The organism is Kocuria sp. ICS0012 (assembly GCF_001665945.1).
GTDB classification, from domain to species: Bacteria; Actinomycetota; Actinomycetes; order Actinomycetales; family Micrococcaceae; genus Kocuria; species Kocuria marina.
The window spans coordinates 1-25,607 of the sequence record NZ_LZMM01000040.1 but is presented as its reverse complement, the minus strand read 5'-3'; the positions used below and the strand labels follow the sequence as shown (position 1 = coordinate 25,607).

Sequence of the window (25,607 nt, the reverse complement as noted above, 5' to 3'; positions counted from 1 at the left end):
CCGGCGGTCACCGATCGAGTCCGGTGCGCTGAACCTGCGCGGCGCGTCCTCGAGTTTTCCGGGCCTTCGGTGCGCGAGCTGCGGCCCCGGCCTTCACGGCCTCGGTCGCCGGCTTGGCCTGGCTGACGTCGGCTCGCATCCTGGTGGCCACGACCTCTCGGTTGATGCCCTTGGCTTCGAGGTCGCGGGCAGTGCCCTCACGGCGTTCTGCGCTGTCGTACAGGGTGCGGCCGTCCTCGCGTGCCCGGTCCGCCGTCGCTGCGCGCTGCTCGGCCTCGGCGGCCGCTCGTGCCCGCTCCTCGGGGTCCGGCTCGTGCTCGGCCGCGGCCCTGGCCTCGTCGGCGCGCTGGTCCTCCTGGTTGGCCTGAGCGAGCAGGCGTTGCGCCTCGGCGTGCTCGGCCGCCGAGCGCCCTCGTTCTGCGTCACCGCCGGCACGATCGCGCTCGGCGCGATCCAGTTCGAGGCGGATACGCTGGCGCACCGCCTCCGGGTCGGCGCCGGCGTCGTTGACGTCGATGCCGTAGCGCGCGCGCACCTCGTCACGCACGCGCTGCTCGGTGCGCACGGCCTCGGGGTCCTCCTGCGACCATGCGCGTGCGAGTTGGTAGGTGCGCCCGATCTGCTCGGGGGTAGCGCGGTCCCACCAGTCCGAGCGGTGCACGTTGGCCATCTCGACGCGGGCCGCTCGGCGCTCGGCCTCGATCCGCGATTGCAGCTCGCGGTGCTCCTGCTCGCTGCGCGCCTGTGCGTTGCGCAGTGCTTCCTCGCGGGCGCGTGCGAGTCGTTCGCCCACTTGCCCGGCAGCGGTGACCAGCACTCGTAGCTGGCCCTCGAATGCCTCCTCGATGCCGTCGGTTTCCTCGGCCATGACCGGCGCTCCTTCCTATCGTTCCGGTCCGCGATCTGCGCCCGGTCGTATCGGGTCTGCGCGCTTGGCTGGCTCGATCTTCGAGGGCAGCGGCGACGCCGCGCGCGTGGCGTCGTGTGCCTGCCCGGCGCGCAGCCGGTCGAGCACTGCCTGTGCCTCCGGGTCGAGCTTCGTGCTCGTCGTCGTGCCGGCCGGCGTCGTCGTGGCCACGGCCGCCGGTGCCGGCAGGGCCTCGCGGAGTCGCACGAGGCGGGCGCGGGTGTCCTCTGCCAGTAGCCGCGCGTGGCGGGCCTGTCCAGCGGCCACTGAGGCGTCGTAGACGGCCTGGGTGAGCCGGAGGAGCTGTCGGACCATGACGGCCTGCGCGACGGTCCCCTGACCGCCTCGTGCGGCGCTGGCGAGCAACATCGCCGCACCGGAGATGGCGACCGTGCCGGCCTTGTGCGGGCGGATGGTGCGCTGGTGGGTCTGCGCCGATCGTGACAGTGCTTCGGCCGCCGCCGCCAGGTCGCCGGGGGTCTCCTCGGTCGCATTCGACCAGGCGGCCAGGGCGCCGGCGGTCTGTCGCGCCACGGTCGCCCAGGTGTCGCGGTCGTCGACGTCGACGCCCCGCAGGCGGTCGACGAGCGCGCTCAGCTCCTCGTTGCGACGGTCCCACAGCTCGGGGTCGGGCTCGGCGGTCTCGCGTCCAGGTGCGACGACGCGCCGGCCTCGCTTCGCGGCGTTCCACTCGGCGGCGGCCTCGCTCGCTCCGGTGGGCGTGTCCGGCCATCCGTCGCGCAGTCGAGGCAGCGCCAGGTCGCGGCCGAGCTGGCCGCCGCCGTACCAGATCGGACGCTCCCCGGCCTCGGGTCGCTGCGCGACCGAGTAGCCGGTGATGACGTCCGTGCGACCGTCGGCGTACCGCGGTCGAACGATGAGCCCTTCGCGCCGCAGCCGGCGCACGAACTCGCCCTCGTCGGCTGCTGCCGTGGCGCAGCCGCGGACCTTCAACGCGAGTAGGTAGCGCGGCTGATCGGTGCGCAGCTCCGACGCGATCCGCGCGTGCCGGTCCGCTCCGTCCAGGTGTTCCCACGCCGGCGTGTCGGTGCCCAGCTTCGTGCGCGTGCGCTCGTACTTCGCGCGGGCTCGTGCTCGTGCCTGCGCCTCGCGCTCGGCGGGGTTGTACCCGCGGGTCGAGCGCTCCGCACGTACCGATTCCAACTCCTCCAAGCCGTACTTCGCTTCGAGGGCGCGGGCCGCCGTCTGCGCGCGTCGGAAGTCGTGGTGCGTCGATGCCTTGGTGCCGTCCTCACGCACCAGGTTGACGGCGATGTGGATGTGGTCGTTGCCGTTCTTCGACACACCATGTCGCACTGCAACCCATCGGCACGGGGCCTTCGTGCCCTCGTTGTCGTCGAACTCCATCGCGGTGATGAAGTCGCGCGCGATCGCTCCCCACTGCTCGTCGGTCAGCGCGCCCTCGTCGGCGCGCAGCGACAGCGAGCAGTGCCACACGTGGCCGCCCTTCACTTCGACGTCGTACGCGGTGCGAGGGCGGTCGAGGTGACGCGCGATCGCCAGCGCGGAGTCGCGTCCCAGCTCGTCGTCGTCGTGCCACGCCATCATCGCCTCGTCGCCCGCGACGAGGTGCGGTTCGGTGTGCTCGTTCGCGCGCCCCGGTCCCGCCAGGTAGGTCAGTAGTCCGGCCATCCTGTCGCCGCGGACAACGTTCGGCATCATGGCAGGCTCAGCCCGTCGATCGCGTCGTCGATGCGCTGCGCGGTCCGCCGTACGGCGTCGAGGGTCGCGCTCATCTCGGCCTGTACCTCACCGGTCGCGTTCGTCGCCCGGGCCATCTGGTTGACGTTGTTCGACACCGCAGCGAGCAGCCGGTGCAGAGCGAACAGCTCGGCCATCGCGTTGCGTCGCTCGGTCGGCGTCTCCGACGTCGCGGAGGCGAGCGCACACTCGACGAGCAGCCGCGGGATCGTAACGTGCTGGGCCTCTGCGAGGCGCAGCAGCATGCCCTCCTCCTCGGGCGACACCTTCACCTCGTGACGGTGCTGCCGGCCGCCGTCGACGTTCGCCCTGCGACGGCGCGCGAACAGACGACCTCCGGGAGTCTCGTCGCCCATCAGATCACCTGCCTTCCAGCCCAGCGCAGCGACCCCGCCTCGTGCGGGGACCACACTCCTAGTGTGCCCGATCCGCGACGGCAAGTCGAGGATTCAAGCCACTTAGCACGGCTAAGTGTTTAGCTTGCTCCGTCTGGGACGCGATTCGGGGTTGCTCACGTCGGCAGACGGGAGCGGTGGCGGCTGCGCCGCGACGGTGCTTTTCGGTCGACGCGAGGCGTCGACGTACACTGCTCGACTCCGTACGATGGAGTCATGGCTACGACACCGACACCAGAGGAAGCGATCGACCGCGCCAAGCGCGTGCTGGACGATCGGATCGACACCATTCGGCAAGCCGTCGAGGCTCGTCAGCACGTCGCGGACGTGCGCGAGGAGACCGACCGTCAGCGAGCCGAGCTGGAAGCGCAGATCGCGCAGCGGGTGGGCGACGCAGAGCGCGCCGACGTCAAGGCGTACAACGCCGCGGTGAGCGCCGGGTGGTCCGCCGATGAGTTGCGCAAGATCGGTCTACCAGAGCCCGATAAGAAGGCTCGCACGCGGCGTCGCTCCACGCGCAAGCCGGCGGCCTCGCGGCCCGCTCCCCCGGCTCCTGAGCCGACTCCGCCGAGCGACGACCGCGCAGCGGTCGAGGGCGAGCAGGACGCTGCGTGACGTTGCCCCCTGTCCACCTGTGGACGGCTCCGGCTAACGCCGGGGCCGGACCCGCCCACAGGTGGACAGCGGGACCCATCTGACCGCCCGCACACAGGCCGCACCGTTGCGTTCCCGCTGCTCGGTTACGTCGAGGTAGTGCGGCCTGTGCACGGCCTCCTTGGGTGCACGGTCCCCCTCCCCCCGACGCCGGAGGATCACACACCACAGACCCCCGTCAAGGGCGCTTCGCGTCACTGCGTGATGCGGCTACGCCGCACCCTTGACGGGGGTCTGTGGTGTGCAGGGCGGCATCTATCGGGGGGATGGGGAGGAACGGTCAGGACGGCCTACGGCGTGGTGACGGATGCCTGCTCGTCATGCTTGGCGAGAGCGCGCGAGACGCTGGAAGCGCCGACGCCGAACGTGCGCGCAATCTCCGCGATGGTCATGTCCTGCTCGCGCATCTTGACAGCGGCCTTGACCCGCTCGGGTGTCATGACCGATGGCCGGCCGCCGACGCGGCCCTGAGCGCGGGCGTGCGCCAGGCCGCGCCGGGTGTTGTCACGGATGGTGTCGACGCGGAGCTGCGCGAACACGGCGACGATGCCGAACAGTGCGCGCCCCATCGGCGTGGTGGTGTCGATATCGGGCTCGGTCAGGCTCTTGATGTTCACGCCTGCCTCGTGCAGCTCGTTGATGGTTTGGATCGCCATCGTCTCGCTGCCGGCGATGCGGTCGAGGCGACGCACCATGAGCGTGTCGCCGGGGCGCAGGTAGTCCAGGCATGCGAGCCACTGCGGGCGGTCCTTGACCCGGCTGGACTCGCCGTGGTCGACGAACACGCGCGAGGCGCCGGCGGCGCGCAGCTCGGCCTCCTGGGCTTCGGGGTTCTGCTCGCGCTTCGAGACTCGCGCGTAGCCCACGAGGTTGCTCATGACGGCCTCACTTCCCCGGTCCGGTCCCGCCGCCGCGGCCTGGCATGTACGGGCCGCTGTGGCGCGCCTGGGGGCCTCGCTGTGGTCCCGTCTGCGGTGGCTGGGTGGTCGCCTGAGTCGCGGCCTGCGGGTAGGACGCGCGAGCGGCTGACCGTCCCGTGCTCGGCGCCGGCGGTGTCGCCGGACCGGTCGTGCGTGGCTGAGCGATCGCACGGAACACGGGCACGAGCGACGCGGGCTCGGGGTCGTAGGAGAACATGTCGGGCCGGCTGAGCTGGGATGCCTGGTTCCACACGTCGGGGGTGACCTGGCCGAAGTCGAGAGTGAAGCGCGATCGCTCCGCGACGTGCTCCATGAACACCTTCCCGGTGCGGCCGTTGCCCTCACGGAACGGGTGCGCCTGGTTCAGGTAGGCGAACACGGTCGCCGCTCGCTCTGCGAAGGTGTCGCGGTCCAGCCGGCCCCAATCGGTGCCGGCGACCCGCTTGCGCACGTCGTCGATGAGTTGGTCGACCTCGCCCGTCTTGACGTCCCCGAAACCGCGGCCGGCGCCCTTGGAGATGTTCACGCTGCGCAGCTCCCCCGCCCACTCGTAGACGTCCTGGAACAGGTGCCGGTGGATCGCCCGCACGTGGTCGGCGTCGTACGTCCTGGGGATGGTGACCTGGCCGGCAAGCAGCTCGCGCTGCCGGCGTGCGGTCTCGACGTACTCCAACCTGGTGAGCACCACCGGATCGCGCTCGTCGAACAGGTTGCGCAGGGTGCCCTCGTCAGGCGGCGGATAGAAGTACGACTCCCAAGTGTCGAACGCCATCAGCGCGCGACAGCGACCGTCCGTCGCCGTGCGGCGGCGTGGGCGCGGCGACGGTACTCCGCGGCGTCGATCGCGCCGCGGGCCTCGTCGGTCAGGTTCTCCACGTCCTCGCGGTTCGGGGTCCACCCCTCGTGCCACGCGCTGGCGAGCGACTGCACCACGGCACGGCGCTGGGTCTCGTCGAGCTGCACGAACAGCTCGGGCCAGCGCTCCTCGATGTTGAACTTCGTAGCCACGGTGGGGCTCCCCTCTCCTGGGTCTGTGTCCATTCTACCGGAGCAACCGAAAACGGTCTAGCGGTAGTTTCGGTGCGCCTGGGTTTCGGTGGTGAGTTTCGGTTGGCGAGCCCTCGGCGTGTCGGCCCTCTGGTTGTGACTTTTGCAGGTATGTGGCGGCATTCTTGCTGAGATAAATGGCGGCACAGGGTGTCCGATCAGAAGTGACGCTGTCCGCAACTTGGGGCCGGCGCCGATCACCAGGACGTCGGCATCGGCCATGGTCGGAGACCTCCTTGTGGTCGAGGCTGCCGATCTGCGTCACCGGCGCCGCGTGCGGGGCCGGTGACGCAGTTAGAAGCCGAAGGCCCCGCCGCTGACCAGAATGAAGGCACCCAGACCGATCAGCACGATGGGGAACAGGATGTGTTCCCAGCGCTCCAGGACCTCGGCGATCGGCCGGCGGGTGGCGACGAACTTGGCCAGGGCGACCAGCACCGCCACCAGCGCCAGGAAGACGATGCAGTAAGCCACCACGGCGCCCGGGCCCACGCTGAGGAAGACCGGGACGTAGACCCCGATGTTGTCCCCGCCGTTGGCGAAGGTCACCCCGGCCACGGTCCACACCGCCACGTTCTTGCCTTCGACCTTGGCCTCGTCGTCATCGTCGTCGCCGTCCCCACGCCAGGCCTGCCAGGCGGCCCACAGGCCCAGGCCCAGGGGGATGAGTCCGAAGTACGGGATGACCTCCGGGGGCAGGAACGCCCCGGCCCCCAGGGAGACCAGCACGGCCGCGCCCAGGATGCCCACGAAGCCCAGATACTGGCCGACCAGGATGCGGGCGGTGGTCTCGCGCTGGCCCGCGCCGCGGGCGAAGAACAGCGAGAGCACGATGATGTCGTCGATATTCGTGGCGATGAACAGGCCGATTGCCTGCAAGATCGAGGACAGGATCATGCCTCCACCCCCGTGCTGCGGCATCCCGGCGCCGAGCAGGCCGGGTCCAGGCACGGCGCGTTCTCGTTGACCGCGAGGGTCACGTCGACCAGGGCGGTCAGCGCCCGGCGCAGATGCGGATCCGCGATCTCATACCGGGTCTGGCGGCCCTGGGGCACGGCGACCGCGAGCCCACAGTCCCGCAGGCACGCCAGGTGGTTCGACACGTTCGGCCGCGTCAGCTCCAGGTCTCGGGCCAGCTCGGCCGGGTAGGCCGGGCGCTGAAGCAGGGTCAGCAGTATCCGCGACCGGGTCGGGTCGGCCATCGCCCGCCCCAGCCGGTTCATCACATCCAAACGAGAATCTATAGTCAGCATCCGCTGAACTATACAGCAATGACTGAACTGATCTGGAAGTCCACCGCAGTTGACCTGCGCGACGCCGTGCAAGTGAACGGAAATCCTTGATCCTGTGGATCTGATCAGAAGATGGCGGATCCCTGTTGTTGCTTAGTGGCGATCGCCGTGTCCGCCCGGCCTTACCGGGGGTGCCGGCCGGTCCGCAGACCGACCCGTCACGCCGCGTATGCGGCCAGCCTCTCCACCAGAATCGACAGGTGCTTGCACACCGCTGGCTGTTAGCGCATGCTTACACATGTTGTAGTTCACTGACGGTCCGGGGGTGTGATGGATGGATGCTGCACGGCTTGCACGGATTCTCAGTGCCCTCGGAAGTGAGCCCCGCCTACGGATCATCGCTTCCCTGCAGGTGGAGTCAACCCATGTCAGCGAACTGGCCCGCCGACTCGGGATGTCTCGACCGCTGCTCTACCAGCACCTCAATCGCTTAGAAGCTGCCCGACTCATCGAGAGTGGGGTAGAGCAGCTCGGAGAAAGTCGATTAAGGAAGCACTACTGGGTTTCTTCGTTTCATCTCGAAGTAGCTCCCGCTCTCATTGCGGCTCTTATTGATCAAGAACAGGAAAGGAATTCGTCATGACTCTTACCGCTGCTGTATTTCCAGTCGCCCTTGCCGCCACCCTACCCCTCGCGATCTTCGTTATTCTTACCGTCTGGGTGGTGCGCACCGTCACCAGTGCGCGACGCGAGACGGCAACGGCAATCGATGGTTCGAACCAACTCATCGTGGAGCACCTGCGCAATATATCGGAGAGGCTGGATCGGATCGAGGCTCAACTCAACGATGTCCCCGAGTGATTAGGCGCTTCTGAAAGCCGATGACCCGCCGCCCCGCTCCATGGCACTGGAGGGCGCGCGAACAATCGCTATCGGCCGTTCCCATTTCCACGCAATGGTCTGCTCCGGTGACCTATCTGGCTCTTCGCAGATGAGGGTGTAGCGGCCGGTGGTGGGGTGGGCGCGTCGGTGCCGGGATAGACGTCGAGGTCTCCCGATGGTGGAAGTTCTGACGCTCGCCATCTGGAAGACCTCGACATGTCTATCGCTACCTTCTCGACCCCTGATCTCGACGCGTTCTGCGGCCTGGACGGGCTCGGGCTCACAGCCACCGGGCAGCGAGTCGAACTCGACCACGCGGTCCTGGAAGCCGACTCGTGGTGTCATCGTTGCGGTCAGGCCGGGGTTTCTCGCGGCACGGTGACCAGGACGATTGTGCACGTCCCTGTTGGCTGGCGACCAACGATGCTGCAGGTCAGAGTCCGCCGCTACCGTTGCGCGGACTGCTGCACGGTATGGCGGCAAGACACCACGACCGCTGCCGCCGCCCGCACGAAACTGCCCCGGGACGCGGTCTACTGGGCGCTCAATGCACGCACCTACCGTGTGAGTCTTGCCGAAAGATGGCGGGGGACTTCCGTTGCTCTGTGGAGGACGCCGAACTAACGTCCCTACACGCCGCCATCGGTGACCTCGTCTTCAAGGGGAGTAGTCCGCCTCCCCGCGGCCCCGGTGCGTGCAAGTTGAACTTGCGGGAGTGTGACCCGCTGAGGGTGCCCGCTATGGGCACACGTTTCCAATCGGCCGCTCCGGGGCTCATTCCGCTCTGTGTTTCCAGCAGGTCTCAGAGACCACCCGCAGAGTGCTGGCCGGGTACTTAGCCAACATGGCCGCTGGTCGAACCGGCCGGCATTCCACCACCCCGTCACAGTTGGGGCATCGTCTTTCGGGGAAGGTCGCGACACACTCCGGGCACCACGTGCACTCGATGGTGCAGATGTATGCCTCTGCTTCCGGTGGGAGATCGGTGTCGCAACACTCGCACCCGGGCTTGATTGTCAGCATGTCCGCTCCCTAACCCTCTGTCGTGTCTTTGCTTTTGAGTCATACTCGCGCAGGCGACCCGCTCCGATCGAAACCAGCGTTGCCTGCGGCACGGGCCCGCGTTCAACTTGGAGTTCACCCCACGGAGCAGGTGCATCGGGATACTACAGTTTGATGAGACACGCCTCGGGCACTCGGCCTCGGACTCGCTCCCTGCGCGCACAGGCTTTCGGAGGTGTCTTGCGAAGTCGTCTTGACGGAAAGTGCCTCAAGGGGGTGCGTTCCAGGGGTTTCTGCATCATGCTTGGGGTATGAGGCATCTGGGGTACACGCGGGTGAGTACGGCTGCGCAGGACGCGCAGCTGCAAGTCGATGCGCTGGTGGGCGCCGGGGTGCAGAAGCGGGACGTGTTCTCCGATGTGACCTCGGGCAGCCGAACCGCTATCGAGCGCCCGGGGATGAAGCGCCTGCTCGACTACGCCGAGGCCGGTGACACCGTCGTGGTCTGGCGCATCGACCGGCTCGGCCGCTCCCTGCTCGATGTCCTGAGCACCGTCAACCTGCTACGCGGCCAGGGGGTGAAGATCCAATCGGTCTCGGACGGGATCGACCCAGAGACGACCTCGGGCCGGATGATGCTGGGCATGCTGGCCACGCTGGCAGAGTACGAGCGCGAGCTGATCACCGAACGTGTCAATGCCGGGATCGCCGCGGCGAAGGCGAACGGCACCCGTTTCGGTCGGCCCCCGGTTGACCCGGCGGTGATCGCGGAGAAGCTGACCATCGCCCAGGATGCTCGTGCCAAGGGCCGGACCGCCGAAGATGCCGCCCGTCTGGTCGGGTGGTCGCGTGCGACGCTGTATCGCCACCAGCAGGCCGCCCGTGCCCGTGACGCTGTGTCCGAGCAGGTGTGAGGTGGACGGGGCGGCGCGGTGGCGCATCTTGCGGCTGCATGTCGAGGACGGCATCGCGCTGACGACCCTGGCCCGTCAGACTGGGATCGGTCTGCGCACCCTGGAGCGCTGGCACGCCCGCTACCGCGCCGACGGGTACGCGGGCCTGGATGCGAGGCCGCGTGCGGATGCGGGCACCCGCCATCTGCCTGCCGAGCTCGTCCGGCTGATCGAGGGTTTGGCGCTGAGCAAGCCCGGACCCGCGATCGCCACGATCCACCGCAAGGCGACTGAGATCTGCGCTCAGGAGGGCTGGCCGGTGCCCTCCTATGGGGTGGTCCGGTCGATCGTGGGCGGCATGGATCCGGGCATGGTCACCCTCGCCCTGGAGGGTGCGGCGTCCTACCGGGACAAGCACGAACTGGTGCTGCGGCGGCAGGCCGAGCGGCCCAATGCGATGTGGCAGGCCGACCACACCCTGCTCGACATCCTCGTCGTGGGCACCGAGGGGAAGCCCGCCCGGCCGTGGCTGACGTCCATCATCGATGACTGCTCCCGGGCGATCTGCGGCTACACGGTCTTCCTCGGTGCTCCTTCGGCGATGAACACCGCGCTGGCGCTGCGGCAGGCGATCTGGCACAAGGCCGACCCGGCCTGGCCGATGTGCGGCATCCCCGACGTGCTCTACGTTGACCACGGCAGCGACTTCATCAGCCACCATCTCACCGGCACCGCCGTCGACCTGCACATCCGGCTGATCCACTCCATCGTTGCCCGGCCCCAGGGCCGCGGCAAGATCGAGAGGTTCTTCGGCACCGTCAACACCGAGCTTCTCGCCGGCCTGCCCGGATACATCGCCGAGGGCCACCCCGCCCCGACACCGACGCTGTCCCTGGCCGAGCTGGACAGCGCACTGGAGGGGTTCGTGGCCACCTACAACGACCGGACCCACAGCGAGCTCGGCGTCTCGCCGCGCAGCGCGTGGATCGCCGAGGGTTGGCTGCCGCGCATGCCCGAGAGCCTGGAAGACCTCGACGGGCTACTGCTGACGGTCGCCCAGTCACGGGTGGTGCGCCGTGATGGCATCCGCTTCCAGGGGCTGCGCTACGTCTCTCCGACGCTGGCTGGCTATGTCGGACGATCCGTCGTGGTCCGCTACGACCCGCGCGACATCACCGAAATCCGCGTGTTCGACCACGACGAGTTCCTCTGCAAGGCCGTCAACCAGGAGCATCACGACCAGAAGATCGGTCTCAAGGAAATCCAGGCCGCTCGCAACGCCCGCCGCCGGTCCTTGCGGCAGGGCATCAACGAACGCATCGCCGTCGTCGCCGCACACACCATCGAATCGCCACCGGCGACCGAGGAGCCGGCACCGGCGCCGCGGCGGAAGTTGAAGGTCTACAAGGAGGACCTGAGGTGAGCCAGCGCTTCATCGTCACCAAAGAGCACCGCCGATTCACCGAGTTCGCCGACGCCGTCCGGCGGGGCCACACCATCGGCCTCTGCTTCGGCCCGGCCGGGGTGGGCAAGACGCTCTCCGCGCGCCGCTACGCCCACTGGGAGAAGGCCTACGACCTGCTGACCTACTGGGGACCACGCGCCGACAGCGACGCCAAAATCTACGCCGCCCTCGCTCGCAGCCGCACCGTGCTCTACACCCCCAGCGTGCTGACCACGCCCCGGGCGCTGAAGGACGAACTCGACCAGGCCATCACCCGCACCAACATCTGCATCGAGCAGCACCTCGAACCAGTCGGACAGGACACCACGCCGACCTGGGCACGGCGGCACGGCAGGAACTACGTGCAGTTGATCATCGTCGATGAGTCCGAACGGCTCCGCCCCACCTCTCTGGAACTGCTGCGCGACCGGTACGACCGCGACAACATCGCCCTGATCCTGATCGGCATGCCAGGCCTGGAAAAGCAGTTCAGCCACTACCCCCAGTTCTACAGCCGAGTCGGCTTCGCCCACCAATACCGTCCCCTGGGCACCGACGAGCTGCTCTTCGTCCTCCAGCGCCACTGGCGCTCCCTCGGCAAGACCCTCGACCCCGAGGACTTCACCGACGCCCAGGCCATCGCCAGCATCACCCGCATCACCCGCGGCAACTTCCGGCTGCTCGAACGCCTCTTCCCTCAGATCGAGCGCGTCATGAAGATCAACGAACTCGACACCATCACCAACGACGTCATCGAAGCCGCCCAGAGCACCCTCGTCATCGGCACCACCAACTGAGACGACCGCCACGAAGCGCCCGCAGAACACCGCCACTTATCGCCGAAAGTCACAGGCATGGTCCTCATACAAGGCATCGGGGTCGATCCCGGCCGCGACGAGAGCATCGCGTTGCAGATCAGTGTTCTGTGATCCATCGGCCTTCGAGACACGCATGTAACCCACCAGCATCTTCGCCTCCTCCTTGCCCCGTCACTTATACGACCGTTTGGGTGACAATGTCGTTTGAATCGGATCAAACCGGCTCTATCGTCACAATACCCGTCATTTATTCTATGTCTCGTGAACTATGGCGGCCGGTCTGTTATTTGACAAACCTGGTTCGGTCCTCCATGAACGCATGGCAGCGAGCGTCGGCGGCAGGAAAGCTTCGGGAATATCGAGGGCGATCAAGTCGCCGCGGATGCTCTGAAACGTCATCTCGGTGCGCGTGAGGCTCGTCAAGATCGCGAGCATGTGTTCTGCGGCAAGCGGATCATGCTGGGCGGCAGAGAGTGCTTCCTCTATCGCTTCTCTCGCCTCATCCCAGGCATCGCGCGGTGGCGAGCCGTCGTCAGCTGGGCGATCTGGTTCGGGCGTCAAGAGGTGGCCAAGTGTGCCTTGTGCTTCAATCTCTCCGGCTTCGACCAAGTGAAGGGCTGTCGCGGCTGCTTCGAGATACATCTCTTGTTGCGGCCAGGGTAGGTTCTCGTAGGTTCGTGCGGGTCCGATGATGCCGGCACGAGCAGGGTGCCCGGCTTTACGCCAGATGAGTTCGATGGATCGGCGTGAGCGGATTCGAAGTTTTGAGAGCGGAATCGATAGTTCCTCGATGAGGGTGCGCAGCAGGCGGAACCACACCCCAACATGGACTGTCCGGCGCGGTAAGACGACCGTGCCGATCCGCAGGCCTTGCTCAGTGCGTGCGTCTTGAATGATGACCTGTCGCGGTGCGGGCCTGTCATTCTTCTTGCTACGTTCCCAGCCGAAGAACGCATACGGCCCGAACGCAGCGTCAAGCCGGCAACCGTGACGCGGGCAGGTGAGCGTGATCGGAATTTGCATGATCAGCGGAAATGCGAGCGTCCCGTCGGTCGCGCTCTCGACGCAGACCGGGCACACGCGGCTGACCGGCCTGTTCTTGGAATTGACTGGCAGCCATGCCTGCCAATTCGGCACTTCTCGGTAGGGATGGTCCGTGGAGGTGATGAGCACGGAGTCTTGGCGCACATACGTGTGGAACGCGACTCCGGGCGTCGGCTCAGGCTCGAGCGAATCGAGAAGCCATGGCACCCAGCCAGCGATTGTCATCCGATGCACTTGCTCAGTCGGCACGCCGGTACGCACCGCCAGAGCCGTGATGAGCGCCGCAGGCGCATACAAGTTCAGCGAATCGGTCGACTTCGGCGCGGGAGCGCCTGGTGGAGTGAGGTCGTGGCGAACAAGCTGGTCGAGATCCATCCCGTACACAGTGGCGAGCCTGTGCAGCCACGAGGTCAGCGCTTCGCCGTGGCCGGGAGTCGGATGAAGTGGCCACTGCCGCGTCATAGCAGTTCGCGCTCGAACAAACGTCGCCGCTCCGTGGGACCGACGTACGAAGCGACGAGGAGGGTGCGCTGATTTATCGCTTCCTCGCCCGTCTCGATCGCTGCAACAGCAGCGTCCGTGAGCAGACGCGTGAGCTCGCCTATGGTTCCCTCGCTGCGGGTGACGAGGTAGCGCGCCATCTCTTCAGAGTCGATCATCGACCGCTCGCGAAGAGGAAATGATGCCGCAAAACTGGCCAACAGTGCGCGCGCCTCATCGTTCGGCTCCCAGCGCGGTAAGGCGAACGGCTCGAACCGGTTTTCAAGCTGATCATCCGATCGGATCGCCATATACGCCTCTCGAGTACCGACTCCGACCAACGGGATGCGCAGCTCGTTGCCCAGAAACCTCAGCACGTTCAGGAACTCGCGCCGGGTGTCACCCCTACCGGCCAGCACGTTGTGCAGCTCATCAATTACCAGCACCCGCACCCCGACCGCCCGCAACAAGGACAGAGCCCCCTGTTCCATTTCTGGTACGCGTTGTCGCGGTCGAAGCGGTGCTCCCAGCGCGGCCTGCAACGCGACGTAGAACCGCGACACCGACGGTTCGGACGGCATCTGAACGGCCAGCACTGGCACCTGTTCATGCTCGGTATGAGATATCGGTGGATGGAGACGGCGGAACTTCTCGACGATCATCGACTTGCCGTTGTTGGTCGGACCTAACAGCAGCAGGTTCGGCATACGCTGCTTCTTCGGCCACTCGTACAGAGCTTCCAACCGCTCCAGTGCCTCCGAGGCGCGGGAGTATCCGATCCATCGGTCAGCGCGCACATGCCGAAGCCGCTCGCCCGCGGGGAGGCGTGCGATTGGTTGCGCAATCGGATGCAGATGAGTGAGGTCCACGTCCGCGATCCCGACTTCCGTGTCCATCACCACTGTTCGATCTCTTCGAAGGGCATCACGCGCTCCTCAGTAGTCGGTCCGCTATTCCCCTCCGGCGGTAGAACATCGGCGGGAGGGCGAGTCACAGAGATCTTGGTTTCGTCGACGGTTCCGCCGCGTTTGCGACGTTCTGCGTTACGACGCGCCTTGCGGGTGGTCGAGCTTGCAGTTTCGGTGATCATCCGCATGTGCTCGACCGTGCGGAACAGGGCATCCTCGTCAACCTGCGCTCGACCCTCCGCGCGCAGCCGCTCGAGAGCGGCGCGGTGCTCCCACACACTGACAGCCGGATACGAAAGCGTCCGGTACGGCACCGGCAAATACGATCCATCGTCGGGATCGAGCACCCAAATACGGCTGATGTCCCGCGGATCTCGGCGGATCAAGAATCGTTCCATCTGGCTACGGCGCGCGATCCACGGTTTCAGCCCGTTCCGAAAATAGTGCACGTGATCGATCACGAACCCAGTTCGTGTCAGCTTCCGACGCACCACGGGTAAAAAGTCCACCAGGAAGGCGGATGCATCCGCGACCATCGACGGCGCTGCCTCCTGGACCCCTGCCGTCCACAGCGCCAGTGGTGTCTGCCGCGTCGTGCCGTGGACCTGGCCGTGATAGCTGGAGACCGCCAAGGTCAGCCATTTCTCCAGCTCGGTGATCGTCAAGACGGCTCGGGCATCCGAATCGTAGCTTCCACGATGGGCAGGATTGGAGAACGTCGTGCCCGGTAACTCGTGCACCATTTCCATCAACGTCCCAATAACGCGCTCGATGATTCCGCCATAGTGCGGACGCCCTGGAGGCCGATAGTTCAACGCGATCCCGTGCTCCTGACACCCGCGCCGCAGGGCCTCACCCTTGAACTCCGACGCGTTGTCCAGATACAGCTCGCGCGGCTTCCCCGACATCGGCCACGCAACCTCGACCCCCAGCCGCTCCAACGAGGCGCGTTTGTCCGTCACCATGTGCGAGAGACACAAACCGACCGAAAGCGCGGACGGCGCTTCCAACGTAATCACCAGCCCCACGATGCTCCGTGTACGCACGTCGATCGCCACGGTCACATACGGACGCCCGATCGGCAGACGGTGCTGCTCGTCCACCACAATCAGATCCACCACAGTGTGATCGATCTGCACCTGCTCCAACACCTCAACGATGGCGGGGACATCCCCGCCGGCTGATCGCAATGGGCGTGCTGCGTCTCTTCCCTCCCGGCCGACAGCCTCCGTCCGGGGATCGAGCATCGTGATACGACGCCGAACCGCATTGCGCGAAGGCACGGAAAGCCCGCGCAACCGACACATCCGAGTGATCTCGCGGTGGACGGCGGCGATCGTCTTGCGTTGACGTGTCAGATAGTGCTTGCGAATCACTTCCCGGACAATCGTCTCCACCTCAACGGGAAGACGTACGCCACCTCGGCCACCGCTGGAGCTGCCAGGAACAAGATCAGAAACCGCCCCCTGGCCATCACGCCACAACCGAATCAAAAAGTAGACGCGGCCCCGTGAGATACCCAGCTTCTCGGCCGCCGCGTCCACCGCGGATCCAACCGTGCTGGAGTCAGCGAGCGGCCCAATGACCGCAGCTCGCTCGACGGCCAGCTCCCACGCCTCATCAGGGACGGTCAGCAGACCGCGCCCGGAAACTCGGTCATCCTTGACCGGCTCTTTTTCCACGCCTCTATAGGACAACATCTCGAGTCGTACGCACAAGTAGTGACGCGAAAGCGACCCATAGCCCTCAGCACAACGCCCTGAACGACGCCATCATCTGTGCTGACGACTTCGGACATTGACACTCGGCGGGCCGTCCGGCACGGCTGCCCGAAAACGACGGCAGTCTCAACCGGTCAACGCATCACCAGACCTCGATGCGGAGACCATACCTTGTCCACTCGCGACCTTCGATACGCTCACCTTGTGCAGAGCCTTCCCGATGATCTGATCGCCCTCCCAGCCGGAAAGGTAACGCTTCACGATGCGCGACGCTCCGAGCATCGCACCGTGGCGCTGGAGGCGTTCTCTCTCGGCCGTACTCCCGTCACGGTCGACACCTGCGATCTGCCGCTCAGCGGGATCACGTGGAAGCAAGCCGTGAGTATCTGCAACGAGCTTTCCGAGGCGCATGGACTGTCGACGGCATATCGCATCTCAGGCGATGAGGTGCAGTGGAAGCTCGAGTCTGACGGCTTCCGCCTGCCCACAGAGGCCGAGTGGGAGTACGGGTGCCGCGCGGGCACGAAGGGTCCACACTACGGCCCGCTTTCCGGCGTCGCCTGGACCACTCTGGACGCGGGGGAGGGACCGCACCGCGTCGCCCTGAAGGAGCCCAACGCCTTCGGCCTGTACGACACTCTCGGCAACGTCTGGGAGTGGTGCTGGGACTACCTCGATCCCGCGCGCTATGGGAACTACCGGGTCTTTCGTGGCGGAAGCTGGGCTGACAAACCGTGGAGTGTCCGCGCGTCGGTCAGGCGAGGCAGCGCCCCGGATGCACTGCTGGAAGGCAGCGGGTTGCGACTCGCCCGAGGCGCCCTTCGCTCCGGTCGGGAAGTCCAGGGGTGGTCCGAAGCGAGAGATCGCGAACGAGCGGCAGTGTCTGGTCCTTTACCGCTCGGCTGGACGCCCTTGTCCCTGCCTGGTTCGCGCTAGGAAGATTTGGAATCCTGATACCGCCGTCGTTAACGACGCTCCGGGCCGTGCTGCTGAGGTATATCCAGTGCGACAGATGTGTCGCAAAAGTGCGCACTCGGGTCCTATTGGGAACCGTAAACGACGGTCCGGTAACTGTCCTGCTGTGGTGCCCCAGATTGGTACCTACCTCGCGACGGCGCGAGTGACTCCTTCCCGCGCATCAGTCCCTACTGCCACAACTAGAGCTACGGGATTAGCTCATTCTTTTCCAAAATCCCTGACATAGGTTTCGTGCCGAACCATCACGGTACCGTGCTTATGGTTGGAAGTGCGCTCTAGTCGATAGGTGGACGGAATGGGGTCGAGGAATGTGTCGCACCCATAGTGTCCTGGAATATTGCTTATTAGCAATGTATCCGGGAGGGCGGCAGCGAGTGCCTGGGAATAGATTTCCGCACCACCAAACACGAAGATCGACTCGACGTCTGACATCTCTCCGCACACCCTCAGTGCTTCATCGACGGAGGTGGCAACACCAACTGGCTCCCCAATGCTCCGAGAAGTAATTACGAGGCTGTGGCGGCCTGGGAGGGGGCGCCGGTGAGGGGGTAGGGACTCATATGTCTTTCGCCCCATAATGAGCGCATTGATCATGTCCGGAGAAGATGTTCTAAGCGTGCGCTGCGCTGTGTATTTAGCCTCCCCTGGGATCTTCCAGGGCATTGAACCTCTTAGGCCGATGCCACGATCGTTATCGATCGCGGCGATCAGGATTACTGGCTTCATGTGACGAGCATACCGTCTGGTTCCCGTTCGTCTCCTTCAAATCCATCCTACTCGGGACCAGACGCTTCCAGAAGTGTGCGGTGCATGGGCGCTGGGAGCTTGCTCGCATGGTGTCGGAGGAGGAGTGGACGCCCGAGGTGATCGCGCAAGCAGAAGCGCATCGCGATTCCAACGTCATCTGATTCGGCAGCTGCAAGTTCACGCCGCTGAGAGGTCGATCGTCGACCGAGTCTCGGGTGTCAGGCGATGAGGACATCGCGGAGTCGGTCCTGGCTGGTGTCCCATCCGAGAACGTAGCGCGGGCGTGTGTTGATCTTCTCTGCGATCCGGTCGAGGTCGACCTGGGTGTACCGAGACAAGTCTGCTTGTTTTGGAAGGTACTGGCGCAGGAGCCGGTTAGTGTTCTCGTTCGAGCCCCGTTGCCAGGGTGAGCGGGGGTCGCAGAAGTAAACCTGGATGCCGAGCTCATGGGCGATTCGCTCGTGCTCGGACATCTCTCTTCCGCGGTCCCAGGTGAGCGACCGCAAGAGCCACGGCGGAAGATTCTGAAGGTTCCGGATCAGAGCGTCGCGTACGTCCGGGCCTTTGATCCCCGGTAGCTTCACTAAGCGAACTGCACGGGTGGAGCGCTCGACAAGCGTCGCTACGGCGCTGGGCCGGCGGCCCATCACGAGGTCACCTTCCCAGTGTCCGACCTCGTCACGTGTCTCAATGCGTGTCGGGCGATCATGGATCGAGACCATGTTCCGCAAGCGACCGCGTCCGTGTCCGGTGCGGCGCGACTGGCGCGACGTGCGGAGTCGACGGCCGGAGCGCAGGTGGACGCTCATCTCGGAGGGTAGGGCCGGGCAGGTGGCGGTGTAGAGGGTCCGATAGATCGCCTCGTGAGAGATCTGCATCGTCGGGTCGTCAGAGAAGTCCCGTCGTAGCCAGGCCGCGATTTGTTCCGGCGACCAGTCCTCATGCAGTTTCTGCTTCACGGCGGTGCGCAGCTCATCGTTCGCATCGAGCTTGCTGAGTTTGGGGCGTTGCGCGAGCTGCCAAGCGCGCTCATCTGCCTTGGCAGCCCTGTACTGGTCACGGCCGCCGTTCCGGGAGATCTCCCGCGAGATCGAGGAGTCTGACCGTCCGAGTCGAGCAGCGATCGTTCGAGCGGAATCACCGGCCGCGATTCCCCGGGAAATCTCCTCCCTCTGCGCCAGTGACAACCGCAGAGCAGCGCGACGGCGCGGTGCTGGGCGGATCCCACCAGAGTTTGCCAGGCGTCTCCGTACCGCTTCGCGGCTGCAGCGCACCGTTCTGGCAATCACGCGCATCGGCTCGCCCGCTCGCCATCTCTCCCACACGGCATCTTGCTCTTCCATGCTCAATGCCATCCCAACCGTCTCCTTCCGTCCAAGCGCATACTGCCATCACGGGTGATGCCTTGATCGGTTGAGACTGCCACCGTTATTGGGCGCAGCCTCCACCTTGTGCGACGTGGCCGCGCGTCATCATCTCGAAGCGCACTTCGCTCAACAGCGCATTGCAGCGCTGCCGCTCTTCGTCACTCGCAGCGGCGGCTATCGCCGCCTCAAGTCGGCTCATCTCACGCGCCAGCTCCGCGTCGCTCATCTGATCGCTCTGAGTCATAGCTGCCCCTCTCATATCGTGGCGAAGCCGAGCAGCGCGAAGGCTAACGTGACGGCCGCTCCCCCGAGCATCAACGGTTTCTCAGCTCGGGCCAGCGGGCCTTCGGTGATCTGCTTACGGCGGATCAGCCATGATGCAACGAACATGGCGATGCCTACGACGATCCCGACGTAGTAGATGATCTGTAGCGCGCTCATCAGCTCTCCTGCGGCTCCTGATACCAACGCACGACGCCGTTATGGCTGTGTGCCCGGCCAACGTGGCTCGATGCGAGCCTGAGCATGTTTGCTGCGGTTGTCAGCTCGTCAGCGGCCGCATGGGCGCTGCCGGTGCCGTCGCCGTCTTCGCCGTTGTAGTGCGTGCCGTCCTCGGTGCGGCTGTGCCACTTGCCGAGCTGGTCGATCACCTGCGCCAAATGGTCGATGGTTGCGCCCAGCTCACCGAGCAGTCGGTATGAGTCGATCGGGTGCGGTACAGCTCGAGTTGAGTGCGCGAGCGTGCGCGCCAGCTCTTCGACCTCGGCGGCGATTTCGAGCTGCCGCTGTTCCTCGTTGATTGCCATTGTGGTTACTCCCCTACTCCATCGGGCGGCCGGGTGACAGGCTGTGCGCGGGTGCGCCCTCGAACGGTCGGCCGCCGTTCAGTTCGGCTTCGAGCCGCACTACCTGGTCAAGGATCGCTTCGAGCTGGAAGTCAGAGAGTGACCGATACGGCCGCCCTGCGTTCCTCGCTGCGATGAACGCTGCGCGGATGCGTTCGCTGTCCTCTGGTGCGGCGTAATAGCCCATCTTCGTGCGGGTGCCAGGCTTCGAGCTGGCGGCCGCCACGGTGCGCTTTGGCGCAGCGGGCGCGGCCGCAGCGGGCGCGGCCGCTGCGGGTGCTGCACTCTCAGGGGCCGGCTTCTCTGGCTCGACGCGGCCGCTCGTCGGCGCTACGGGCGACAGGCCGCTGAGCTGCGAGCGTCGGCGTTCGGGTTTCTTAGACATGAGCAGTTCCCTTCTTGAGCTGGTCAATGTGTGCGGCGTAGATCGCGGCAAGCTCGCGCGCCTGCGCGTCGCCCTCGTCTAGGCCTCGGGCCGTTTCGGTGGCATCTGCGATTGCCTGCCGCTTCGGTACGGGTGGGGTGAGAATCGGGAGCTGCGCAGCTTCGGCGGCTGCCGTCAGCTCGTCGGCCCAGTGGCCTCCGGCGAGTGTGTGCGCTTCGTGGGCGTTGAGCACGAGTCCGGCGACTGTGAGCCGCGGGTTGTAGTGCTCGCGCACCAGGCTCACGGTGTTCATCAGCTTCGCCAGGCCGTTGACGCTCCACAGCTTCGACTGTGAGACGATCACGACGGCGTCGGCTGCCGTGAGTGCGCTGATCGTCAACGGGTCGATAGCGGGGCCACAGTCGATGAGCACCAGGTCATATTCGGTCTGGATCGCGGCGAGCTGCGCGCGCAGCCGCGATTCGCGGCCTGGCTCCGATGAGATAACGAGTTCGTTGCGCACGTCGGCCAGGTTGTCGCCCACGGTCGGCGCGACCGTGAGGCCTTCCCAGATACCGGGCACGAGCACGTCGGCCAGGGTGTCGCTGCTGCGGCTGCTGAGTGCGTCGGCCACTCCAACGTCGCCCTCTTGCATGTCTTCGGTGAGAACGCTGGTGATGTTGCCCTGCGGGTCGGCGTCGATCACGAGCACGCGCTGTCCGTCGAGGATCGCGGCGCGGGCGTGGTGGTAGACGGTGGTGGACTTCCCCACTCCGCCTTTCTGGTTGCAGTACGCGAGAATCATGGTGCCCTTCTTTCAGGTCTAATGGTACTAATACCCCTATTGGGGGCAGATAGTGGGCTGCGCCTTGGCAGCCCACTATCTCGGCGGTCTAGTTCCGGCGCTCGACGGTGACGGTCTGGCAGCGAAGACTCACGGTCACCTCTGCATCGAGCACCTTGCGAACGGTGCGGGTGTTGCCCTCATCGTTCGTGTAGGTGTCCAGCAGCTCTTCGCCCGCGACGTTCACGCGCACGTTCCCGCAACGCTCAGCGAGGTCGCACAGCGCCTCGGCGTCGGCTCCCCAGACTGCAACGTCGTAGCCTTCGGTGCCGCCGTCCTCGAACTCGCCTCCCTTGTTCACGCGATCCGTGCGGATGACGCGAGCGAAGGTGTAGGGGCGGCCGTTCTTGTCGGTGCGCAGCTCGGGTGCCTTGGCCAGGTTCCCGGTGAAGCTGATGAAGGTGGTCATGATCTTTCCTCTCGGTTCGATTTCGGGGTTATGGGGTTTATAGGTCTATTGTACCTAATAGGTCTAGTCGTGTCTATGGTTTCGGCAGATTATCCGGTGCAGCTCCCCCACATTCCCAGCGCGTCGGCCTGCGCTGCGCGCTCTGCGTCGCGGTGCTCGGCCTGGCCGATGTAGGGCGCATCGTAGGTGTACTCGTGCGCGGCTCCTGCTTCGAGCAGCACGACGGCTGCGCTCTGCCCGTCGATGTAGACATGGCGCAGCAGTCGCCCATAGCGGTCGGTGTCATCCTGAGTGGGATCGGCGCGCAGCTCGACCGCCTGCCCGTAGACCATTGCGTTCAGCTCGTCGCGCGCCTCTTGCGCGTAGCAGTCATCCTGCCCGCCGTCACGGTTGATTTCGGGTGTATCGAGGCCGATGAGGCGCACCCGCGCCTCTCCCCCGGCCGTCTGCACGTCGATGGTGTCGCCGTCCACTACGGCGATCACTTGTGCGCTCTCAGCGGGCAGCAGCTCGGCGTCGGCTGCGCTCGTCTCGGTGCAGCTCTGTAGGCCGGTGGCGCTTGCGAGTGCGAGCACGCCTGCAAGGATCGTGCGCAGCGCGGCCGCCCTCACTTGCTCTTCCCTTCGAGCCGGTCGATAGAGCGGATCATGCGGTCTTCCCACATATCTTTCTCACTCGATCCCATTTCATCCCAGCCCAGCGGGTACTTGATCCCGGCTGCACGGATGCGGTCTTTGATCTTCTGGTGCTCGGCCTCGCGCTTCGCGATCCACGCGGCGCGCTCTTCTTTGGTCAGCATGATATTTCCCCCTTATGGGTCTTATGGGTCTATTCCGCGGTGTCAGTGAGTCGCTGCGAGAGCGCTTCGATCTTGTCGGGTCGAAAGCCTGACCAGTGCTCGTCATCGGTGACGACGACCGGGGCCTGCATGTAGCCCAGCCCCTTGACGTACTCGGCGGCCTCGGCGTCGGCGCTCACGTCGATCACCTGGTAGTTGATGCCCTTGTTATCGAGCGCCCGATAGGTCGCGTTGCACTGCACGCAGCTCGGCTTGCTGTAGACGGTGACTGTAAAGCTCATGATCGGTTCCTTTCCTGCCCAGTGCCTCGGTTCCCTCTGACACTCCCCTCACGTTTTTTGCCGTGAAGGCACCATGTGCCTTCGTAGCGAGCGCAGCCGGAGGGCAAATGACCGTGGAATACCGGAGCGGCCGAGCGCCAGCGAGAGACGCGAGGATATGCCGCGAAAGCACTTGCGTGTAGGTGGAGCGAACGTAGAATGCCGCAGGCTTCACGGCAAAATACGATTTGAAAGACGGGCGGCCGCGCAGCGGCCGACGCATGGCCGCCCTCTGTCGGCGGCCCCGGTCGCGGATGCGGCCGGTGCAGCGCCGTGGCGCTGCCGCCTGGTGCCCGCGGCCCAGGGGCCGCGGGCGGCGGGCACTCATTCGCTGTGCTCCTGCGCTGCCAGGTTGAGCGCGTCGAGCGCAGCGGTGATTTCGATGCTCTGCTTTGCGGCGCTGAGCTGCTGCCACTCGTCGCCATGCTCGGCCTCTGCCCACTTGTGCGCCAGCTCGACGGGGGTTCGGCCGGTCAGCTCGCGGCCGTCTTCGAGAGTGATGGTCAGGTGCTCGGCGGTGATGGTCATGGGTGCAACCTCTCGGTTCGGTTTCGGGGTTATGGGGTTTATAGGTCTATTGTACCTAATAGGTCTAATGGTGTCTAGGCTTCGATCCATTCCATTTCGGACTGGTCGAGCTGGCTTTCTGTCCAGCCCTCACCGATGCCATTGAGTGCCGATTTCTCGGCGCGGCCGTCCGGGTGCACGGTGATGCTCTCCACGGTCAGGTCGTCTTCGATGACGATGATTTCAATGCTGGCGAATGCCTGCCGCTGCGCCGCTGGGCGCGGCTGCTCGTGCAGGCATAGGTCGCGGATCGTCGCCCATTGGGCGACTGTGAGCTGCGAGCGGAACTTGAACATGGCACTACCTCCTGTAGGTCTTATAGGTCTATTTAGTTGTGCTCGGGGTCGCGGGTGAGCGTGTCCACGAACGTGACGAACTCCGGGCCGGTGATCGCCACGGTGCTTGCGAGCCGGTAGCCGCTGCGCGCGTAGCTCATCAGGTCTTCGTCGCGCTCTGCGAGCTTGCGAAGCTGTCGCGGAATCTCGGTGTCGTCCACGATGGGAACGATGGTCGTAATGGTGCTGATGCTCTGCATGGTGTCTCCCTCTCTCGTTTTTTGCCGTGAAGGCGTTTACGCCTTCGTAATGAGCGATGCCGGAGTGCAAGTGACCGTGGAATACCGGAGCGAGCGCAGCGAGCGAGGATATGCCGCGAAAGCACTTGCGCGCAGGTGGAGCGAATGTAGTGTGCCGCCAGGCTTCACGGCAAGAAACGCGAAGCGTTCAAGCTCTGCGGCCGCTTGCGGCCGTCGATGTGGTGGGGGAGCGCGAGGGGGCATCCCCTCGCCCGCCGCCTGGCTGGCGGCGGGCTGCTCGGGCATCCCTTATAGGTCTTATAGGCCTATTTAGGCGGCCTTGGCTTCCTGCTCTTCGTCGGCATCGGTGATCGCGTCTGCGATGGTGTGCGCAGCGCGCAGCACGTTTGCGGCGGTCTGCTTGATGGTGTCGGTGTCGTCTCCGATCCATCCGGCGACGTAGCCGACGCTGTAGGCGCTCGTGTCTAGGCCGATGATCCCGGCGACGATGTAGGCGACGCTTTCGGCCTCGCACTCTTTCAAGCCTCGGTGCGCGACGTACTCGGCGTGATCTTCCGAGCTGTGCAGGATGACGTGTGCGGCCTCGTGCAGGATCGTCTTAGCGGCCTGGGCATCGCTGAGTGCTGCGTCTACGACTACGCGCTTGGTGCCGTCTGTCGTGGTATATCCGTTGGTTTCGCCGGGGATCGTCTCGCGGGTGACTGTCCAGCCCTGGGCGGTGAGGTAGTCGGCGGTGGCGGCGTAGATTCCGGCCTCGTCGTTTCCGTCGAGTCGCTGCGCGGGGTTCGGGTCGATCCATTCCTCGGTGGGGTCGGTCTGGCTCATGTCGAACACGCTGAGCATCGGGAAGTAGCGCACGACGCGCTCGCCTGTGTCGAGCTGGTCGAGTGTGCCGTCTTCGTTCTCTTCGTCGGCCTTGGCCTTACGTTCGCGGAACCCGAAGATTTTCAGGCTGCGCTCGCCCTTGCGCACCTGGCGGCCGAGCTGCTGCCACTTGCGGAACCCGGCTACGCGGGTCGCGGTGGGCATCTGCGAGAGGATCAACAGCACATTGTTCAGGCTGTAGGAGTGAAACGCTCGGGCGAAGTCGAGGAATCGCTGCCAGGCGTCGGAGTCGCGTAGCTGCTCTACCTGTTGAGCGATGGACTCGTGCAGGGCGTCGGCCTCGGCGCGGCGCTGCTCTGCGGTCTTCTGGGTCTTGATCGTGCGTGCCATGATGAACCTCCTGGTGTCTCGGACTACCAACTACCCCTCACGTTTTTTGCCGTGAAGGCACGAATGTGCCGCGCAGAGAGCGCAGCCGGAGTGCAAGTGACCGTGGAATACCGGAGCGAGCGCAGCGAGCGAGGATATGCCGCGAAAGCACTTGCGCGGAGGTGGAGCGAACGTATGCTGCCGAAGGCTTCACGGCAAGAAAATGCGATAGCTGGGATGAGGGCGGCCGCGCAGCGGCCGACGTATTGGCCGCCCTCTGTCGGCGGCCCCGGTCGCGGGTGCGGCCGGCGGGGGGGGCGCGAGGGGGTGACCCCTTAGCCCCCCCCCCCCCCGGGGGGGGGGGGGGCCAGGGCCCAAAAAACCCAATAATGGGAATTTAGGGACGAAAGGGGGGGGGGGGGGGGGGGGGGGGGGGGGGGGGGGCGGGCGGGGCGGGGCGGGGGCGCGGGGGCGCCCCGCCCCCCCCCCCCCCCCCCCCCCCCCCCCCCCGCCGAGCCGCCACGGCGCGCCATCCACTCGCTCGGGCCACTGTCGACACCTCCCAACTC

34 protein-coding genes and 2 pseudogenes are annotated in these 25,607 nt (G+C 65.7%); 8 read left to right on the top strand and 28 right to left on the bottom strand.

Annotated elements, in window-relative coordinates; all coding sequences use genetic code 11:
* Positions 1–7: 7 nt before the first annotated feature.
* From A5728_RS06290 to mobC, 3 genes are read right to left on the bottom strand one after another with little or no spacing between them, the layout of a single operon-like run.
* A complete protein-coding gene (locus A5728_RS06290; RefSeq protein WP_064846224.1) occupies positions 8–868 on the bottom strand; it encodes a hypothetical protein in 861 nt (286 codons plus the stop codon).
* Between the two features lie 15 nt (positions 869–883).
* Positions 884–2,590, bottom strand: a complete 1,707-nt coding sequence (locus A5728_RS06285) for a relaxase/mobilization nuclease domain-containing protein (RefSeq protein ID WP_064846223.1) — start codon at positions 2,588–2,590, stop codon at positions 884–886.
* Positions 2,587–2,985 (bottom strand): plasmid mobilization relaxosome protein MobC, encoded by a 399-nt coding sequence (mobC, locus tag A5728_RS06280; protein WP_064846222.1) that lies wholly within the window; start codon positions 2,983–2,985, stop codon positions 2,587–2,589. Before mobC ends, A5728_RS06285 begins: the two co-directional genes overlap by 4 nt.
* Positions 2,986–3,240: 255 nt before the next feature.
* Between mobC and A5728_RS06275 the strand changes: the two genes are divergently transcribed.
* Positions 3,241–3,639 (top strand): hypothetical protein, encoded by a 399-nt coding sequence (locus A5728_RS06275; RefSeq protein WP_064846221.1) that lies wholly within the window; start codon positions 3,241–3,243, stop codon positions 3,637–3,639.
* Between the two features lie 329 nt (positions 3,640–3,968).
* Here A5728_RS06275 and A5728_RS06270 read toward each other — a convergent pair whose 3' ends face one another.
* The 5 genes from A5728_RS06270 to A5728_RS06250 form a co-directional block, all read right to left on the bottom strand.
* Positions 3,969–4,556 (bottom strand): recombinase family protein, encoded by a 588-nt coding sequence (locus tag A5728_RS06270; RefSeq protein ID WP_064846220.1) that lies wholly within the window; start codon positions 4,554–4,556, stop codon positions 3,969–3,971.
* Positions 4,557–4,563: 7 nt separating this feature from the next.
* Positions 4,564–5,370 (bottom strand): Fic family protein, encoded by an 807-nt coding sequence (locus A5728_RS06265; protein ID WP_064846219.1) that lies wholly within the window; start codon positions 5,368–5,370, stop codon positions 4,564–4,566.
* On the bottom strand, positions 5,370–5,606 hold the full coding sequence (locus A5728_RS06260; RefSeq protein ID WP_064846218.1) for an antitoxin VbhA family protein: 237 nt from the start codon (positions 5,604–5,606) through the stop codon (positions 5,370–5,372). The genes A5728_RS06265 and A5728_RS06260 overlap by 1 nt, the downstream gene beginning before the upstream one ends.
* Before the next feature lie 333 nt (positions 5,607–5,939).
* On the bottom strand, positions 5,940–6,542 hold the full coding sequence (locus tag A5728_RS06255; RefSeq protein ID WP_053547801.1) for a cadmium resistance transporter: 603 nt from the start codon (positions 6,540–6,542) through the stop codon (positions 5,940–5,942).
* A complete protein-coding gene (locus tag A5728_RS06250; RefSeq protein WP_064846217.1) occupies positions 6,539–6,898 on the bottom strand; it encodes a helix-turn-helix transcriptional regulator in 360 nt (119 codons plus the stop codon). Before A5728_RS06250 ends, A5728_RS06255 begins: the two co-directional genes overlap by 4 nt.
* 313 nt (positions 6,899–7,211) lie before the next feature.
* Here A5728_RS06250 and A5728_RS13520 point away from each other — a divergent pair, with 313 nt between their 5' ends.
* The 3 genes and pseudogenes from A5728_RS13520 to A5728_RS13515 all read left to right on the top strand — a co-directional run.
* Positions 7,212–7,520: an ArsR family transcriptional regulator gene (locus A5728_RS13520; RefSeq protein WP_082943285.1), complete on the top strand. Its 309-nt coding sequence runs from the start codon at positions 7,212–7,214 to the stop codon at positions 7,518–7,520.
* Complete coding sequence (locus A5728_RS06245; RefSeq protein ID WP_064846216.1) at positions 7,517–7,738, top strand: hypothetical protein; 222 nt, start codon at positions 7,517–7,519, stop codon at positions 7,736–7,738. The genes A5728_RS13520 and A5728_RS06245 overlap by 4 nt, the downstream gene beginning before the upstream one ends.
* Positions 7,739–7,975: 237 nt before the next feature.
* Positions 7,976–8,380 (top strand): annotated as a pseudogene (locus tag A5728_RS13515) (transposase family protein); the annotation flags it as partial.
* Between the two features lie 153 nt (positions 8,381–8,533).
* Here the strand turns inward: A5728_RS13515 and A5728_RS13510 are convergent.
* Entirely contained in the window at positions 8,534–8,782 is a 249-nt protein-coding gene (locus A5728_RS13510) for a DUF1272 domain-containing protein (protein WP_082943284.1), read from the bottom strand.
* A gap of 290 nt (positions 8,783–9,072) precedes the next feature.
* Between A5728_RS13510 and A5728_RS06240 the strand changes: the two genes are divergently transcribed.
* From A5728_RS06240 to A5728_RS06230, 3 genes are read left to right on the top strand one after another with little or no spacing between them, the layout of a single operon-like run.
* Entirely contained in the window at positions 9,073–9,675 is a 603-nt protein-coding gene (locus A5728_RS06240) for a recombinase family protein (RefSeq protein ID WP_053547803.1), read from the top strand.
* Between the two features lies 1 nt (position 9,676).
* The gene (locus A5728_RS06235) at positions 9,677–11,077 is read left to right on the top strand and encodes a Mu transposase C-terminal domain-containing protein (RefSeq protein ID WP_156523398.1); all 1,401 of its coding nucleotides are present in this window, start codon (positions 9,677–9,679) and stop codon (positions 11,075–11,077) included.
* Positions 11,074–11,895 (top strand): AAA family ATPase, encoded by an 822-nt coding sequence (locus A5728_RS06230; protein ID WP_053547804.1) that lies wholly within the window; start codon positions 11,074–11,076, stop codon positions 11,893–11,895. Before A5728_RS06235 ends, A5728_RS06230 begins: the two co-directional genes overlap by 4 nt.
* Before the next feature lie 54 nt (positions 11,896–11,949).
* Here the strand turns inward: A5728_RS06230 and A5728_RS14760 are convergent.
* From A5728_RS14760 to A5728_RS06215, 4 genes and pseudogenes are all read right to left on the bottom strand, one after another.
* Positions 11,950–12,066: pseudogene (locus A5728_RS14760) on the bottom strand (recombinase family protein); the annotation flags it as partial.
* Positions 12,067–12,168: 102 nt separating this feature from the next.
* A complete protein-coding gene (locus A5728_RS06225) occupies positions 12,169–13,422 on the bottom strand; it encodes a TniQ family protein (protein WP_064846215.1) in 1,254 nt (417 codons plus the stop codon).
* A complete protein-coding gene (locus tag A5728_RS06220) occupies positions 13,419–14,336 on the bottom strand; it encodes a TniB family NTP-binding protein (RefSeq protein ID WP_064846262.1) in 918 nt (305 codons plus the stop codon). The genes A5728_RS06225 and A5728_RS06220 overlap by 4 nt, the downstream gene beginning before the upstream one ends.
* Positions 14,336–16,030, bottom strand: a complete 1,695-nt coding sequence (locus A5728_RS06215) for a Mu transposase C-terminal domain-containing protein (RefSeq protein WP_231885542.1) — start codon at positions 16,028–16,030, stop codon at positions 14,336–14,338. Before A5728_RS06215 ends, A5728_RS06220 begins: the two co-directional genes overlap by 1 nt.
* A 243-nt stretch (positions 16,031–16,273) precedes the next feature.
* Here A5728_RS06215 and A5728_RS06210 point away from each other — a divergent pair, with 243 nt between their 5' ends.
* Positions 16,274–17,005, top strand: coding sequence for an SUMF1/EgtB/PvdO family nonheme iron enzyme (locus tag A5728_RS06210; RefSeq protein ID WP_229730639.1), 732 nt, complete (start codon positions 16,274–16,276; stop codon positions 17,003–17,005).
* Positions 17,006–17,245: 240 nt separating this feature from the next.
* Here A5728_RS06210 and A5728_RS13500 read toward each other — a convergent pair whose 3' ends face one another.
* From A5728_RS13500 to A5728_RS06145, 15 genes are all read right to left on the bottom strand, one after another.
* The gene (locus tag A5728_RS13500) at positions 17,246–17,773 is read right to left on the bottom strand and encodes a dihydrofolate reductase (RefSeq protein ID WP_082943283.1); all 528 of its coding nucleotides are present in this window, start codon (positions 17,771–17,773) and stop codon (positions 17,246–17,248) included.
* 239 nt (positions 17,774–18,012) lie between these two features.
* On the bottom strand, positions 18,013–19,149 hold the full coding sequence (locus A5728_RS06205; RefSeq protein ID WP_064846213.1) for an IS30 family transposase: 1,137 nt from the start codon (positions 19,147–19,149) through the stop codon (positions 18,013–18,015).
* 73 nt (positions 19,150–19,222) lie between these two features.
* Positions 19,223–19,405 carry a hypothetical protein gene (locus A5728_RS06200; protein ID WP_064846212.1) on the bottom strand — a complete coding sequence of 61 codons (183 nt, stop codon included), beginning with the start codon at positions 19,403–19,405 and terminating at the stop codon, positions 19,223–19,225.
* Positions 19,406–19,416: 11 nt separating this feature from the next.
* Complete coding sequence (locus A5728_RS06195; protein WP_064846211.1) at positions 19,417–19,602, bottom strand: hypothetical protein; 186 nt, start codon at positions 19,600–19,602, stop codon at positions 19,417–19,419.
* The gene (locus A5728_RS06190) at positions 19,602–19,967 is read right to left on the bottom strand and encodes a hypothetical protein (RefSeq protein ID WP_064846210.1); all 366 of its coding nucleotides are present in this window, start codon (positions 19,965–19,967) and stop codon (positions 19,602–19,604) included. The genes A5728_RS06195 and A5728_RS06190 overlap by 1 nt, the downstream gene beginning before the upstream one ends.
* 13 nt (positions 19,968–19,980) lie before the next feature.
* Positions 19,981–20,391 carry a hypothetical protein gene (locus A5728_RS14070; protein ID WP_156523397.1) on the bottom strand — a complete coding sequence of 137 codons (411 nt, stop codon included), beginning with the start codon at positions 20,389–20,391 and terminating at the stop codon, positions 19,981–19,983.
* Positions 20,384–21,175, bottom strand: a complete 792-nt coding sequence (locus A5728_RS06185; RefSeq protein WP_064846209.1) for a ParA family protein — start codon at positions 21,173–21,175, stop codon at positions 20,384–20,386. The genes A5728_RS14070 and A5728_RS06185 overlap by 8 nt, the downstream gene beginning before the upstream one ends.
* A gap of 88 nt (positions 21,176–21,263) precedes the next feature.
* Positions 21,264–21,623 (bottom strand): single-stranded DNA-binding protein, encoded by a 360-nt coding sequence (locus A5728_RS06180; protein WP_064846208.1) that lies wholly within the window; start codon positions 21,621–21,623, stop codon positions 21,264–21,266.
* Between the two features lie 89 nt (positions 21,624–21,712).
* Positions 21,713–22,198 carry a thermonuclease family protein gene (locus A5728_RS06175; RefSeq protein WP_197493109.1) on the bottom strand — a complete coding sequence of 162 codons (486 nt, stop codon included), beginning with the start codon at positions 22,196–22,198 and terminating at the stop codon, positions 21,713–21,715.
* 32 nt (positions 22,199–22,230) lie between these two features.
* Positions 22,231–22,422: a hypothetical protein gene (locus tag A5728_RS06170; RefSeq protein ID WP_047523862.1), complete on the bottom strand. Its 192-nt coding sequence runs from the start codon at positions 22,420–22,422 to the stop codon at positions 22,231–22,233.
* Positions 22,423–22,451: 29 nt separating this feature from the next.
* Positions 22,452–22,703: a glutaredoxin-like protein NrdH gene (nrdH, locus tag A5728_RS06165; protein WP_064846206.1), complete on the bottom strand. Its 252-nt coding sequence runs from the start codon at positions 22,701–22,703 to the stop codon at positions 22,452–22,454.
* A 363-nt stretch (positions 22,704–23,066) separates the two neighbouring features.
* On the bottom strand, positions 23,067–23,270 hold the full coding sequence (locus A5728_RS06160; RefSeq protein ID WP_064846205.1) for a hypothetical protein: 204 nt from the start codon (positions 23,268–23,270) through the stop codon (positions 23,067–23,069).
* A gap of 74 nt (positions 23,271–23,344) precedes the next feature.
* Positions 23,345–23,605 (bottom strand): hypothetical protein, encoded by a 261-nt coding sequence (locus tag A5728_RS06155; protein WP_064846204.1) that lies wholly within the window; start codon positions 23,603–23,605, stop codon positions 23,345–23,347.
* Positions 23,606–23,637: 32 nt separating this feature from the next.
* On the bottom strand, positions 23,638–23,844 hold the full coding sequence (locus A5728_RS06150) for a hypothetical protein (RefSeq protein WP_064846203.1): 207 nt from the start codon (positions 23,842–23,844) through the stop codon (positions 23,638–23,640).
* A gap of 309 nt (positions 23,845–24,153) precedes the next feature.
* Positions 24,154–25,059 carry an ArdC-like ssDNA-binding domain-containing protein gene (locus tag A5728_RS06145; RefSeq protein WP_064846202.1) on the bottom strand — a complete coding sequence of 302 codons (906 nt, stop codon included), beginning with the start codon at positions 25,057–25,059 and terminating at the stop codon, positions 24,154–24,156.
* Positions 25,060–25,607 lie beyond the last annotated feature (548 nt).